The sequence below is a fragment of the Citrobacter sp. Igbk 17 genome (genome assembly GCF_028069775.1).
Taxonomy (GTDB): domain Bacteria; phylum Pseudomonadota; class Gammaproteobacteria; order Enterobacterales; family Enterobacteriaceae; genus Citrobacter.
The window spans coordinates 37,931-52,392 of sequence record NZ_JANEWI010000013.1; the positions used below are offsets into that span (position 1 = coordinate 37,931).

Consider the following 14,462-nt stretch of genomic DNA (forward strand, 5'->3'; position numbering starts at 1 on the left):
GCTGGGCTTTTTCTTTTACGCTTTTACGCGCTGAATATAATCACCGAACGCGGTCAGTTGGCCAGTCAGATGGTCCAGCGTGCTTTGGTCGATCACTTCGCCGGTCTGCGGGTCTACTTTATTCTGAATAACGCCGCCCATAAACTCTGGCTTGTTCATCACCATCGCATCGAGGAATACCAGAATTTGGCGCAGATGATACTGACAGCGAGCGCCGCCAATGGCGCCCATTGAGCTGGTTTGGATCAGTACTGGCTTGCCTGATAATGGTTGATCGGGCAGACGAGACAGCCAGTCGATGGCGTTTTTCAGCCCGCCAGGAACAGAATAGTTGTATTCCGGCGTGACGATAACGACGCCATCAGCCTTCCTGATTTGTTCCGCCAGCGCTTCTACACTTGCCGGAAACCCCTCTTCCTGCTGAAGGTCGGCATCGTACAGAGGAATATCCCCAATCGACGGTAACGCATTCACTTCCATCCCCGCGGGGGCAATTTTTGGCAGCGTACGGGCAACCATTCCATTAAACGAACCCTTGCGCAGGCTCCCCAGTAACGTAACAACATTCAATGTTTCAGACATGGTTACTCCTGTTTCATCATGAAGGTCAAATCAGTTAAGCGTATGGCTTTTTGCTGCGGATAATTGTGAAAACCGGATCAGGCGACCCGTTGGCTCATTCGCGCGGGTCTGGATATCAGGCAAGCTTTTCCAGTCCTGTTTACCATCAAACTCCCAAACCTTGAGTTTTTCAATGGTTGGCGTGACCGCGACCGACCACACCAGCACATCTTCGGCATCGCAAATGGCTTCTATCTGCGTAACGTGAGCACATCTCAGACGGCCCGCACCCGGTAATAGCTGGAGTTCACGTGGATCGTCATTGCACACGTCGCCAGTGAGCTTGAGAACGCTCTGGCGTAACGTAATGAGTTGAGCACGTGCTTCATTGGGGTCGTTTTGGTTATTGATCCACAGATTTTCGTTGCTGGAAAAGCGGTAGGTTTCTGTAGCATTCGGGGTATGGAACCCGCGGGTTGCTCGCTGAAGCTCCATATCCAGGCCGCATGAACCCTCTGTAGTAATCGCGACGCCGACGATATTCCCGGCATAGGAAATCGAAAAACCAGGCAGGTTTTTATCGCGAAAAATGGGTTTCCCTTTCGCCTCGGTAACAATCTCAGGCAATGTGCTGGTGCCGTAAAGCATAAACATCAGTTCAGCGAGAAGGCTTCGGGAGGCCAGAAAGCGTGTTCGGCGGTGAGTGGGGAGATTTCTTGCTTCAAAATGACATGGAGTAGGGAGACGAACTGAAACCAGGTGTCCCTCCGTAAGAATCCCTCTGGCAAAATGTGTCGCCATTTTTCGCTCCGTGATTAATGGTCCGTGATTATTATCAGAGTAACATTTACGCAGCTTATAGGCAGGCTTTACTGCCCAAAAAGTAAACGGAATCGGGATACATTACGCGACATTTACATTTCCACAGCCAGGGAGGTCAATAAAACAACAATATAGCAAAGGATCTTCATGACATCTCGCGATAGAGTGCCTTGATCGTCTCTTTCAGCCATACGATCTTAGGATTGTGGCTGTTGCGTTTATGCCAAAGGAGGGTGAACGGTACGCGCATTTTTTCCAGTTGCGCAGCATCAAAAGGCATTGGACGTGCCACGAGCGGAAGCTGGTGGAGTTGGTTGTAACGCTGACAATAGACCGGGGCGGTGGCTATTAATGCGTGATCGGGCTGCGCGGCCATAAACAGCGATTGCTCAAAGCCCGGGAGACACAATGCGATGTTACGCGCACGCCCCATCTCCTGAAGCACATCGTCCAGTGCCCAGGTGTCGCTCTGCTCCCAGCTAATGCTGATATGGGGATAGCGCAGGAATGTTTCCAGATTCCACTCTTCCTGCAATGCCGGATGGTCTTCACGTAACCAGACGCAGGGGAGATCGGAAAACAGGACCTCGTGGTCGATCGATAACGGTAGCAGACTCAGCAATTCTCGTGAGCGCGGGTGACTTTCACGCCCGGTAAAGCCGATATCGACCTCGCCACGGATAATGGCATCCAGCGAATCGTAATCCCAGTTGCGCACTTTGATCGTTGCCTGTGGATAACGCTGGTAGATCTGTTGGGAGAGCGCGTTAAACATGATCATCACCAGCGGCGTTTCAGCCACCAAATCAAACTTCAGCCCACGTGGTGCTTCATGGTGTGGCTTATCGAGCAATTGATTGCCCATCTGCATCCACTCCGCCAGGCTCTGTTCCATGTTGAGCATCAGCGGCGTTGGTGTTAGCCCCAGCGGGGTGTTAACAAACAACGGATCGTCAAACCAGGCCCTCAGCTTCGACAGCGATTTGCTGACCGCCGACGGCGTGACGTTCATCCGTTTGGCGGTTTTAGTGACACTGCGTTCCTGCATCAACAACTGCAGGCAGAGCAGTAAATTAAGATCGAGACTGCTGAGGGATTTCTTCATGAGTTGGCGTGGACCGGTTTGGTGCAACAGTGATAATCAGCATGATACTCACTATGCTACAGCCAATCAGAATCCCGATCAGCATATTCAGCGCATCGAGACCGAGGATGGCGGCCAACCAAATCCATAACGATGAACCGCAAACCTGGGCAATGCCTAATGCCGAGCTGGCGACGCCTGCGCGCAGCGAGAATGGCCCCAGCGCCTGGCTCATGGCAACGCCGAAACCGACTGAGAATCCGGCGCAGATTAAGGTTAACCCGAACAACGTTACAGCGTGCGTACTGGCAAGGGTTAACACGATGCCCGCTGCCAGGAACAATACCTGTGAAGTCAGCATCAGGATGCGGGGTTTAAAAATGCTCAGTGCGAATGGCGTTGAGAAGGAGACTGCCATACTGACACCCGCGGTCATCGCCATTGTCGTGGCGTACTCACCGCGGTCAAAACCCATCACCTCCATCAGCAGCACCGGAGAGGTATTCACAAAGGTCAGGATGACCGACACACTGAGGGTGGTAATTGCCAGGCGGCTAAGGAAAAAGCGGTTTACCAGTGATTCGGTAGTTTGGTTCTTTTGCACAGATGCCGGGAGCGTCGTTGGGCGCGATTCTCGCAGGATAAACACTGATAGCAGGCAAACGACCACACCCATACCCATCATCGTGTAGAACAGGCTCTGCCAGGGGTATTTGAGCATAATCAGATGCCCCATCACCGGAGCCAGTACCGGCACGATACAAGTGATACCGTTTAGCAGCGACAGCACCTTCGCACGGCGGCGATCGTCGAGTGTATCGCGCAGGATGGCGAAGGCCACCACGTAGCAGCAACCTGCCCCGATGCCCTGAACAAAACGGCCGACCAGGAACGGCGTACCGCTCTCGGCGAATGAACATAAGGCCGAGGCGATAATAAAGATCACCGCACCGACAATGGCGACCGGTTTACGACCCGACTGGTCAGCAATTTTACCGGCGAACAACATTGCCGTCGCCATCCCCGCCAGGTAGACCGAGAACGCGATATGCAACTGAGCCTCGCTGGCTTGTAAATCGGCAGCAATACGGGGCAATCCCACCAGATACATATCAATCCCGGCGGGATAAAGGAGAACCAGGGCAAAACTGCAGATTAGAAAGCGTGTCATAGCGACCTCATCAGGAAAGTGGCGCTAAGAATACGGGGAGAGGAATGCCTGTGCGAGTTGCCATTTGGACAACAGTGATTTCCTTATGGGAAATCACTTGTTGCCGTATCCGGCCTACGGGGCCTGTAGGCCCGGTAAGCATCGTGCCACCGGGTAACACATCGTTATTTACCAATACAGAAGCTGGAGAAAATCCGCCCCAGCAGATCGTCGGAAGTAAATTCTCCAGTTATCTCACTGAGGTTTTGCTGTGCAAGGCGCAACTCCTCTGCTAACAACTCTCCGGCCCATGCTCCTAATAGCTGCGCTTTACCCTGCTGAAGATGTTCCGCTGCTTCTGCCAGTGCCTGCAGATGACGACGACGCGCCAGGAAGCCGCCTTCCATATTGGTTTCAAAGCCCATGCTCTGTTTGAGATGGTTGCGCAGTACGTCAACACCTTCGCCGGTACGCGCAGAGAGGCGAACCAGTGAGTGGCCATTTACTTCGCTGAGACCCAGCGTTTCACCCGTGATATCCGCTTTGTTACGCACGACGGTAATCGGCAGTTTTGCAGGTAAACGCGCAATAAAGTCTGGCCAGATATCTGCCGGGTCAACTGCGTCGGTGGTGGTGCCATCAACCATAAACAGTACGCGGTCAGCCTGTTCGATCTCCTGCCAGGCGCGTTCAATACCAATGCGTTCAACTTCGTCACTGGCGTCGCGCAGACCGGCGGTATCGATGATGTGCAACGGCATACCGTCGATATGGATATGCTCACGCAGCACGTCGCGGGTGGTGCCGGCGATATCGGTGACAATAGCTGCTTCACGGCCAGCGAGGGCGTTCAACAGACTTGACTTACCGGCGTTAGGACGCCCGGCAATCACCACTTTCATGCCTTCGCGTAGCAGGCTGCCCTGACGGGCTTCGGCACGCACGGCATCAAGATCGGCTATTACGCTATTGAGCTGGGCTTCAATCTTGCCGTCAGACAGGAAGTCAATTTCCTCATCAGGAAAATCAATCGCAGCCTCCACATAGATGCGCAGGTGAGTGAGTGCTTCCACAAGATGATTGACTCGTGCAGAAAACGCACCCTGTAAGGAATTTAGCGCCGAGCGTGCCGCCTGCTCAGAGCTGGCGTCGATCAGATCGGCAATTGCTTCAGCCTGGGCTAAATCGAGCTTATCGTTAAGAAATGCGCGCTCGGAGAACTCACCCGGTCTGGCAATGCGCAGGCCGGGAATGGTCAGAATACGTTTAAGCAGCAGATCGAGAATGACCGGACCGCCGTGACCCTGAAGCTCTAAGACGTCTTCACCGGTAAAGGAGTTCGGGCCAGGGAACCACAGCGCAATCCCCTGATCCAGCACGCTGCCATCCGCGTCTTTAAATGGCAGGTAGTCGGCATAACGCGGTTTTGGCAGTTTACCCAGTACGGTTTCGGCGACCTCGCGGGCTTTCAGGCCGGAGATGCGCAGAATACCCACACCACCACGTCCCGGTGGGGTTGCCTGAGCGACGATGGTGTCGTTATGGCTCATGATATGTCTCTTTGTCATGCAATAAAAAAGGCGGTCTAATGACCGCCCTTTGCTTTATGTTCCGTTTGCCGGATGGCGGTTTCGCCTAATCCGGCCTACACCGAATCAGGAGTTTTTCTTCTCGCGGCTATGCAGGCCACGTTTCTCCAGACCACGGTAAATCAGCTGTTGCTGAATAATGGTTACCAGGTTGCTGACGATATAGTACAGCACCAGACCTGATGGGAACCACAGGAAGAACACGGTGAAGATGACCGGCATAAAGGTCATGATCTTCTGCTGCATCGGGTCGGTCACGGTGGTCGGAGACATCTTCTGGATGAAGAACATCGTCACGCCCATCAGGATCGGCAGGATGTAGTACGGGTCCTGTGCAGACAGGTCATGGATCCACAGTGCGAACGGCGCATGGCGCAGTTCAATGGAGCCCATCAGCATGTAGTACAACGCCAGGAAGATTGGCATCTGGATGATCAGCGGGAAGCAGCCACCCAGCGGGTTAACCTTCTCAGCTTTGTACAGGGCCATCATTTCCTGGCTCTGACGCTGTTTGTCATCGCCCAGACGCTCACGCATTGCCTGAATCTTCGGCTGCAGCATACGCATCTTCGCCATGGAGGTGTACTGCGCTTTGGTCAGCGGGTACATGATGCCACGAACGATAAAGGTGATAACGATGATGGAGAAGCCCCAGTTACCCAGGAAGCTATGGATCCACTTCAGCAGTTTGAACAGCGGCTGAGAGATAAACCACAACCAGCCGTAATCCACTGTCAGATCCAGGTGCGGTGCAACGGCCGCCATTTTATCCTGAATTTCCGGGCCGACCCATAGGGTGCTGGTCATCGCGCCAGTCTGACCTGGCTGTACCAGTACCGGCTGAGATTTATAACCGATAGCGGCAATGCCATTACCCAGATTAGCGGTGTAGAAATTATTGGTGCCGTCGTTACGCGGAACCCATGCCGTTGCGAAATACTGTTGCAGCATTGCAACCCAGCCGTCTTTAGCATTGACGTTCAGGTTTTCGTTATCAGCAATGGTGTCGAATTTGTATTTCTCATACTTCTCATCAGGCGTGGAGTACGCTGCGCCACGGAAGGTATGCAGTGCAAAGTTGCTGCTACCGGTGTCGCGATGAGAGGGCAGATTGATGGATTGCTTCAACTGACCAAAGGTGGAGACTTCCAGCGGTTTCTCGCCGGCGTTCTGCACGCTGTAGTTAACGTTGACAGCATATTCACCACGTTTGAGGACAAACGTCTTCGTGAATGTGTTACCCGCTGCGTCAGTATATGTCATCGGGATCTGCAGTTCGTTCTGACCATCAGCCAGTACAAAGGCGTCTTTTTCGACGTTGTACAGCGGACGCGGGCCGTTAGCCGGATTATCCGGGCCGTCACGACCTGTCAGGCCACTTTGTGCCTGGTAGATGAACTGTGGCGTGGTTTCCAGTAACTGGAACGGTTCGGTTGAACCCAGTTCTTTCGGGTACGCTGGCAGTGAAGCCTGTTCCACATCACCACCACGGGTGTTGATGGTCAGATCAAGCACGTCAGTTTTAACCGTAATCAGTTTCCCCTGGCCACTGGCCGGTACGCCCTGGTCGGCGGCGCTACCCGCTGCGGTGGTCGTTGTCTGCGTGGTCTGTTGGGCCTGAGGTTGCGGATTTTTATCCTGCTCCCAAGCTTGCCAGATCATGAAAGACACGAACAGCAAAGCGATGACTAAAAGATTGCGTTGCGAATCCATCGTTAGTGTTCTCTGGTATCAAATGGTCCGGGCGGGACGGGATCGTCACCACCAGGGTGTAAAGGGTGGCATTTTAATACGCGTTTCACCGTCAACCAACTGCCTTTTATCACTCCAAACCTGCGCAATGCCTCAATTCCGTAGCTCGAACAGGTTGGAGTGAAACGGCAATGCGGCCCAAGCAGCGGACTGATAAGGCGTTGATAGACCCGAATGAGGGCTATCAGGACCCGCGAGCCAGGCGACAATGGCGACGCCATAATTTTTCCAACGCTTCCGAGAGAGCACGGTTATCGAGGTCGGCAACCCCTTTTTTAGCCACCACCACGAAATCCATTGCTGGAAGCTCGTGCTGACGTAAACGAAAGCTTTCACGCGTCAGACGTTTAATCCGATTACGTTCATGCGCACGTTTAACATTTTTCTTGGCGACTGTAAGACCGATACGGGGATGCCCCAGCGAATTCAGGCGGCCGAGGATGGTGATTTGCGGCGTGCCAGCCCGTTGTGGCTGCTGGAAGACGAATGTGAAATGAGTGGGAGTTAACAAACGTAACTCCCTGGGAAATGCGAGCTTAACCACTCAGGGGCTAGCTTTTATTACTTAGAAACGGTCAGACGAGAACGGCCTTTAGCACGACGACGTGCCAGAACCTGACGACCATTTTTATTTGCCATACGAGCACGGAAGCCGTGAGAACGGTTGCGCTTCAGTACAGACGGTTGAAAAGTGCGTTTCATGGCGATTTCTACCTAAACTTGAATAAATTCACTGACTTTTGCGTATACCCGAACGAATTTCGAACGACTTACGCCACAGTGTGGGTGATTAAAGAGGCCGGATTGTAATAATTGTACACTCCGGAGTCAATTCTCTTTCCTTATATCCCGTTTTTTTTCACGTGGTTTTGTGTAAAAAACAGGCAGCGTTGACGCCGTAAGGCGACCGTTACTCGCTGGGGGTAAGAATTATACGGGCTGGTGGATAAAGCGCAAGGATCGCTCGGGATCTTTATTAGATCGTTTAAGCAGTAAAGCATCTTTACTCATTAATTTTTTCAATATGCGCGCGAAAACCTGCAGCACTTCTCCAGGATCGTTTACACTTAGCCGATTCTGGATCATCCTGTGGATAAATCGGGAAGAATCTGTGAGAAACAGAAGATCTCTTTCTCAGTTTACGCTATGATCCGCGGTCCTGATCGTTTCATTGGATCCTGATCGGGTAAAAATTGCAGATAGCAATTCGCACGTCACCCTTTGCATAGGGTCTTGTCGATGTGCGTCAACAATCATGAATGTTTCAGCCTTTGTCATTTATCGACTTTTGTTCGAGTGGAGTCCGCCGTGTCACTTTCGCTTTGGCAGCAGTGTCTTGCCCGATTGCAGGATGAGTTACCAGCCACAGAATTCAGTATGTGGATACGCCCGTTGCAGGCGGAACTGAGCGATAACACGCTGGCTTTGTATGCGCCAAACCGTTTTGTGCTCGATTGGGTAAGGGATAAATACCTCAATAATATTAATGGATTGCTGAATAGTTTCTGCGGAGCAGATGCCCCACAGCTGCGTTTTGAGGTTGGCACTAAACCTGTCACGCAAACGCTGAAGACGCCGGTGAATAACATCGTTACACCTGCGCATGTGGCTCAACAAGTGCAACCGCAACGAGCCGCTCCGGCGGCGCGTCCCGGCTGGGATAACGTACCAGCCCCGGCAGAACCTACCTATCGCTCTAACGTCAACGTCAAACATACGTTTGATAACTTCGTTGAAGGTAAATCTAACCAACTGGCGCGCGCGGCGGCACGTCAGGTGGCGGACAATCCTGGCGGCGCCTACAATCCGTTATTCCTTTATGGTGGTACAGGTCTGGGTAAAACCCACCTGCTGCACGCTGTAGGTAACGGTATTATGGCGCGTAAGCCGAACGCAAAAGTGGTGTATATGCACTCCGAGCGTTTTGTGCAGGACATGGTTAAAGCCCTGCAAAACAATGCGATCGAAGAGTTTAAACGCTATTACCGTTCCGTTGATGCGTTGCTGATTGACGATATTCAATTCTTTGCCAATAAAGAACGTTCGCAGGAAGAATTTTTCCACACCTTTAATGCCCTGCTGGAAGGTAATCAGCAGATCATCCTGACATCGGATCGCTATCCGAAGGAGATCAACGGCGTTGAAGATCGTCTGAAATCCCGCTTCGGCTGGGGGCTGACCGTCGCGATCGAACCGCCTGAACTGGAGACGCGCGTAGCGATCCTGATGAAAAAAGCAGATGAAAACGACATTCGTCTGCCGGGTGAGGTGGCGTTCTTTATTGCCAAGCGCCTACGCTCTAACGTGCGTGAACTGGAAGGCGCACTGAACCGCGTGATCGCCAACGCTAACTTTACTGGCCGGGCGATTACTATCGATTTCGTGCGTGAAGCACTGCGCGATTTGCTGGCATTGCAGGAAAAACTGGTCACCATCGACAATATTCAAAAGACGGTGGCGGAGTATTACAAAATCAAAATTGCGGATCTGCTTTCTAAGCGTCGATCTCGCTCGGTAGCTCGTCCGCGCCAGATGGCGATGGCGCTGGCAAAAGAGCTCACTAACCACAGTCTGCCGGAAATTGGCGATGCGTTTGGTGGGCGTGACCATACTACCGTGCTTCATGCCTGTCGCAAGATTGAGCAGTTGCGTGAAGAAAGCCATGATATTAAAGAAGATTTCTCCAATTTAATCAGAACATTATCTTCGTGACGCTATGAAATTTACCGTTGAACGTGAACATTTATTAAAACCGCTTCAGCAGGTCAGCGGCCCGCTGGGTGGTCGTCCTACACTGCCGATCCTCGGAAACCTGTTGCTACAGGTTGCGGATGGAACGCTTTCTCTGACCGGTACCGATCTCGAAATGGAGATGGTGGCACGCGTGGCGCTGATCCAGGCTCATGAGCCTGGTGCAACCACCGTTCCGGCGCGTAAATTCTTCGACATTTGTCGTGGGTTGCCGGAAGGTGCGGAAATTGCCGTTCAACTGGAAGGCGACCGTATGCTGGTGCGTTCTGGCCGCAGCCGTTTCTCGCTGTCCACATTACCTGCTGCTGACTTTCCGAATCTGGATGACTGGCAGAGCGAAGTCGAATTCACCTTGCCGCAGGCAACGATGAAGCGTCTGATTGAAGCCACGCAGTTCTCAATGGCGCATCAGGACGTGCGTTATTACTTAAACGGTATGTTGTTTGAAACTGAAGGCGAAGAGCTGCGTACCGTGGCGACCGATGGTCACCGTCTGGCTGTTTGTTCTATGCCGGTTGGTCAGTCTCTGCCTAACCATTCGGTGATCGTACCGCGTAAAGGTGTGATTGAATTGATGCGTATGCTCGACGGCGGCGACAATCCGCTGCGTGTGCAGATCGGCAGCAATAACATTCGCGCACACGTGGGCGATTTCATCTTTACCTCCAAACTGGTGGATGGCCGCTTCCCGGATTACCGTCGTGTACTGCCGAAGAACCCGGACAAACATCTGGAGGCGGGCTGCGATATTCTCAAACAGGCGTTTGCCCGAGCGGCAATTCTTTCTAACGAGAAATTCCGCGGCGTGCGTCTGTATGTCAGTGAAAATCAGCTCAAAATCACGGCCAACAACCCGGAACAGGAAGAGGCGGAAGAGATCCTCGACGTCACCTATCCGGGCACTGAACTGGAAATCGGTTTTAACGTCAGCTACGTGCTGGACGTACTTAATGCGCTGAAGTGCGAAAATGTGCGCATTATGCTGACCGATTCCGTATCGAGCGTACAGATTGAAGATGCAGCGTCACAATCCGCAGCCTATGTCGTCATGCCTATGAGATTGTAGAATCTGCAAAGGGGCTGGTTTACTTGCCATTTCGCCTTCCGGCAGTGCTCGAAATGCTCACGTACTTCGTGTACGCTCCGCTTTCTGCGCGCTGGCGGTAGACGAACTGGCTGCGACACCCACGCCCCTTGAATGATGACGAGTTGATATGTCGCTATCCCGACTACTAATCAAAGACTTCCGCAATATCGAAAACGCGGATCTCGCTTTATCCCCTGGCTTTAACTTCCTGGTTGGCGCGAACGGCAGCGGCAAAACCAGTGTGCTGGAAGCCATCTATACACTCGGCCATGGCCGGGCGTTTCGCAGTTTGCAGATTGGCCGTGTGATTCGCCACGAGCAGGAATCGTTTGTCCTCCACGGGCGTTTACAGGGTGAGGAACGCGAGACCTCGATTGGCCTGACGAAAGACAAACAGGGCGACAGTAAAGTACGCATTGATGGCACTGACGGGCATAAGGTCGCAGAACTGGCGCATCTGATGCCGATGCAGCTGATAACGCCTGAAGGGTTTACTTTACTCAACGGCGGCCCCAAATACAGAAGAGCGTTCCTTGACTGGGGATGCTTTCACAATGAAGCTGGATTTTTCACCGCCTGGAGCAACCTGAAGCGACTGCTCAAGCAGCGCAATGCGGCACTGCGCCAGGTGAGTCGTTATGAGCAACTGCGCCCGTGGGATAGAGAACTTATCCCGCTGGCGGAACAAATCAGCACCTGGCGCGCGGAGTACAGCGCGGGTATCGCGCAGGATATGGCAGATACCTGCCAGCAGTTTCTTCCCGAATTCTCTCTCTCGTTCTCTTTCCAGCGTGGCTGGGAGAAGGAGACAGATTATGCTGAGGTGCTGGAACGCAGTTTTGAACGCGACCGCATGTTGACCTACACCGCGCACGGTCCGCACAAGGCGGATTTCCGCATTCGTGCCGACGGTGCGCCGGTGGAAGATACGTTGTCGCGTGGGCAGCTAAAGCTGCTGATGTGCGCCTTACGTCTGGCGCAAGGGGAGTTCCTGACCCGTGAAAGCGGACGGCGCTGCCTGTACCTGATAGATGATTTTGCCTCTGAACTGGATGATGCGCGTCGCGGGCTGCTGGCCAGCCGCTTAAAAGCCACGCAATCTCAGGTCTTTGTCAGCGCAATCAGCGCTGAACACGTTATAGACATGTCCGATGAAAATTCGAAGATGTTTACCGTGGAAAAGGGTAAAATAACGGATTAACCCAAGATAAAATGAGCGAGAAACGTTGATGTCGAATTCTTATGACTCCTCCAGTATCAAAGTCCTGAAAGGGCTGGATGCGGTGCGTAAGCGCCCGGGTATGTATATCGGCGACACGGATGACGGCACCGGTCTGCACCACATGGTATTCGAGGTGGTAGATAACGCTATCGACGAAGCGCTCGCGGGTCACTGTAAAGATATCGTTGTGACGATTCACGCTGATAACTCCGTGTCCGTTACTGATGATGGCCGTGGTATCCCAACCGGTATCCACCCGGAAGAGGGCGTTTCGGCGGCGGAAGTTATCATGACCGTTCTGCACGCAGGCGGTAAATTCGATGATAACTCCTATAAAGTGTCTGGTGGTCTGCACGGCGTAGGTGTATCCGTCGTTAACGCCCTGTCGCAAAAACTGGAGCTGGTGATTCGTCGTGAAGGCAAAGTGCATCAGCAAACTTACGTGCACGGTGTGCCACAAGCACCGCTGGCGGTAACCGGTGAAACAGAATTGACGGGTACCCAGGTTCGTTTCTGGCCAAGCCACGAAACCTTCACTAATGTCGTTGAGTTCGAATACGACATTCTGGCGAAGCGTCTGCGCGAGCTGTCCTTCCTGAACTCCGGCGTATCCATCCGCCTGCGCGACAAGCGCGACGGCAAAGAAGACCATTTCCATTACGAAGGTGGTATTAAGGCATTTGTTGAGTATCTCAACAAAAATAAAACGCCGATCCACCCAAATATCTTCTATTTCTCCACCGAAAAAGACGGTATTGGCGTTGAAGTTGCGCTGCAGTGGAACGATGGCTTCCAGGAAAATATCTACTGCTTTACCAACAATATTCCGCAGCGTGACGGCGGTACTCACCTTGCAGGCTTCCGTGCGGCGATGACCCGTACTCTGAATGCCTACATGGACAAAGAAGGTTACAGCAAAAAAGCGAAAGTTAGCGCCACCGGTGACGACGCCCGTGAAGGCCTGATTGCCGTCGTATCGGTAAAAGTACCGGATCCGAAATTCTCCTCTCAGACCAAAGACAAACTGGTTTCTTCAGAGGTGAAATCGGCGGTAGAACAGCAGATGAACGAACTGCTGAGCGAATACCTGCTTGAGAACCCGTCTGACGCCAAAATCGTTGTCGGCAAAATTATTGACGCTGCGCGTGCGCGTGAAGCGGCTCGTCGTGCCCGTGAAATGACCCGTCGTAAAGGCGCGCTGGACTTAGCAGGTCTGCCGGGCAAACTGGCTGACTGTCAGGAACGTGACCCGGCACTGTCTGAACTGTACCTTGTGGAAGGGGACTCTGCGGGCGGTTCTGCGAAGCAGGGCCGTAACCGTAAGAATCAGGCGATCCTCCCGCTGAAGGGTAAAATCCTCAACGTTGAGAAAGCGCGTTTCGACAAGATGCTCTCTTCCCAGGAAGTGGCGACGCTGATCACCGCGCTGGGCTGTGGTATTGGCCGGGACGAGTACAACCCGGATAAACTGCGTTATCACAGCATCATTATCATGACCGATGCGGATGTCGACGGCTCGCATATCCGTACGCTGCTGTTGACCTTCTTCTATCGCCAGATGCCAGAAATCGTGGAACGCGGTCACGTCTACATTGCGCAGCCGCCGCTGTACAAAGTGAAAAAAGGCAAGCAGGAACAGTATATTAAAGACGATGAAGCGATGGATCAGTACCAGATCTCCATCGCTTTGGATGGCGCAACGCTGCATACCAACGCTAATGCGCCGGCCCTTTCCGGTGAGTCGTTAGAAAAACTGGTTTCTGAGTACAATGCGACGCAGAAAATGATCGGCCGTATGGAACGCCGCTTCCCGAAAACGCTGCTGAAAGAGTTGGTTTATCAGCCAACGTTGACAGAAGCCGACTTGGCGAGCGAGCAGACCGTTACCCGTTGGGTTAATGCGCTGGTGACGGAACTGAATGAAAATGAACAGCACGGTAGCCTGTGGAAGTTCGACATTCAGGAAAACACTGAACAAGGGCTGTTCGAACCGATTATTCGCGTGCGTACGCACGGCGTGGATACCGATTACGCACTGGACCACGAGTTTGTGACCGGCGGCGAATATCGTCGTATCTGCACGCTGGGTGAGAAACTGCGTGGCCTGATCGAAGACGATGCGTTTATCGAACGTGGCGAGCGTCGTCAACCGGTTGCCAGCTTCGAGCAGGCGCTGGACTGGCTGGTGAAAGAGTCCCGTCGCGGCCTCGCTATTCAGCGCTATAAAGGCCTGGGCGAGATGAACCCGGAACAGCTGTGGGAAACCACCATGGATCCGGAAAGCCGCCGTATGCTGCGTGTGACTGTGAAGGATGCGATTGCGGCTGACCAACTTTTCACCACCCTGATGGGTGATGCTGTTGAACCACGTCGTGCATTTATCGAAGAAAACGCCCTGAAAGCGGCGAATATCGATATTTAAGCCAATCTGTAGGCCGGATAAG

General features: G+C 52.9%; 14 protein-coding genes. 4 read left to right on the forward strand and 10 right to left on the reverse strand.

Annotated elements, in window-relative coordinates; all coding sequences use genetic code 11:
* Positions 1 to 15: 15 nt before the first annotated feature.
* The 10 genes from NNO08_RS09970 to NNO08_RS23195 form a co-directional block, all read right to left on the reverse strand.
* A complete protein-coding gene (locus tag NNO08_RS09970; RefSeq protein ID WP_003827046.1) occupies positions 16 to 582 on the reverse strand; it encodes an NADPH-dependent FMN reductase in 567 nt (188 codons plus the stop codon).
* 30 nt (positions 583 to 612) lie between these two features.
* A complete protein-coding gene (locus NNO08_RS09975) occupies positions 613 to 1,362 on the reverse strand; it encodes a 4'-phosphopantetheinyl transferase family protein (RefSeq protein WP_271449743.1) in 750 nt (249 codons plus the stop codon).
* A 166-nt stretch (positions 1,363 to 1,528) separates the two neighbouring features.
* Entirely contained in the window at positions 1,529 to 2,488 is a 960-nt protein-coding gene (gene yidZ, locus NNO08_RS09980; RefSeq protein WP_101742130.1) for an HTH-type transcriptional regulator YidZ, read from the reverse strand.
* A complete protein-coding gene (locus NNO08_RS09985; protein ID WP_271441440.1) occupies positions 2,457 to 3,638 on the reverse strand; it encodes an MFS transporter in 1,182 nt (393 codons plus the stop codon). Before NNO08_RS09985 ends, yidZ begins: the two co-directional genes overlap by 32 nt.
* 164 nt (positions 3,639 to 3,802) lie before the next feature.
* Complete coding sequence (mnmE, locus tag NNO08_RS09990; protein ID WP_271441439.1) at positions 3,803 to 5,167, reverse strand: tRNA uridine-5-carboxymethylaminomethyl(34) synthesis GTPase MnmE; 1,365 nt, start codon at positions 5,165 to 5,167, stop codon at positions 3,803 to 3,805.
* 105 nt (positions 5,168 to 5,272) lie between these two features.
* Entirely contained in the window at positions 5,273 to 6,919 is a 1,647-nt protein-coding gene (gene yidC, locus NNO08_RS09995; protein ID WP_048213774.1) for a membrane protein insertase YidC, read from the reverse strand.
* Positions 6,920 to 6,921: 2 nt separating this feature from the next.
* Positions 6,922 to 7,179 (reverse strand): membrane protein insertion efficiency factor YidD, encoded by a 258-nt coding sequence (gene yidD / locus NNO08_RS10000; protein WP_003023846.1) that lies wholly within the window; start codon positions 7,177 to 7,179, stop codon positions 6,922 to 6,924.
* Positions 7,143 to 7,502, reverse strand: coding sequence for a ribonuclease P protein component (gene rnpA / locus NNO08_RS10005; protein ID WP_003844432.1), 360 nt, complete (start codon positions 7,500 to 7,502; stop codon positions 7,143 to 7,145). Before rnpA ends, yidD begins: the two co-directional genes overlap by 37 nt.
* 17 nt (positions 7,503 to 7,519) lie before the next feature.
* Entirely contained in the window at positions 7,520 to 7,660 is a 141-nt protein-coding gene (rpmH, locus tag NNO08_RS10010) for a 50S ribosomal protein L34 (protein ID WP_003023858.1), read from the reverse strand.
* 228 nt (positions 7,661 to 7,888) lie between these two features.
* On the reverse strand, positions 7,889 to 8,044 hold the full coding sequence (locus NNO08_RS23195; protein WP_423244543.1) for a hypothetical protein: 156 nt from the start codon (positions 8,042 to 8,044) through the stop codon (positions 7,889 to 7,891).
* 222 nt (positions 8,045 to 8,266) lie between these two features.
* On the opposite strand from NNO08_RS23195, the gene dnaA reads away from it, so the two are divergent.
* The 4 genes from dnaA (at position 8,267) to gyrB (ending at position 14,440) form a co-directional block, all read left to right on the forward strand.
* On the forward strand, positions 8,267 to 9,670 hold the full coding sequence (gene dnaA / locus NNO08_RS10015; RefSeq protein ID WP_271456645.1) for a chromosomal replication initiator protein DnaA: 1,404 nt from the start codon (positions 8,267 to 8,269) through the stop codon (positions 9,668 to 9,670).
* A gap of 4 nt (positions 9,671 to 9,674) precedes the next feature.
* Positions 9,675 to 10,775, forward strand: a complete 1,101-nt coding sequence (gene dnaN / locus NNO08_RS10020; RefSeq protein ID WP_137382192.1) for a DNA polymerase III subunit beta — start codon at positions 9,675 to 9,677, stop codon at positions 10,773 to 10,775.
* A gap of 148 nt (positions 10,776 to 10,923) precedes the next feature.
* Positions 10,924 to 11,997 carry a DNA replication/repair protein RecF gene (gene recF, locus NNO08_RS10025; RefSeq protein WP_271441438.1) on the forward strand — a complete coding sequence of 358 codons (1,074 nt, stop codon included), beginning with the start codon at positions 10,924 to 10,926 and terminating at the stop codon, positions 11,995 to 11,997.
* A gap of 28 nt (positions 11,998 to 12,025) precedes the next feature.
* Positions 12,026 to 14,440 (forward strand): DNA topoisomerase (ATP-hydrolyzing) subunit B, encoded by a 2,415-nt coding sequence (gene gyrB / locus NNO08_RS10030; protein WP_271441437.1) that lies wholly within the window; start codon positions 12,026 to 12,028, stop codon positions 14,438 to 14,440.
* Positions 14,441 to 14,462: the final 22 nt, after the last annotated feature.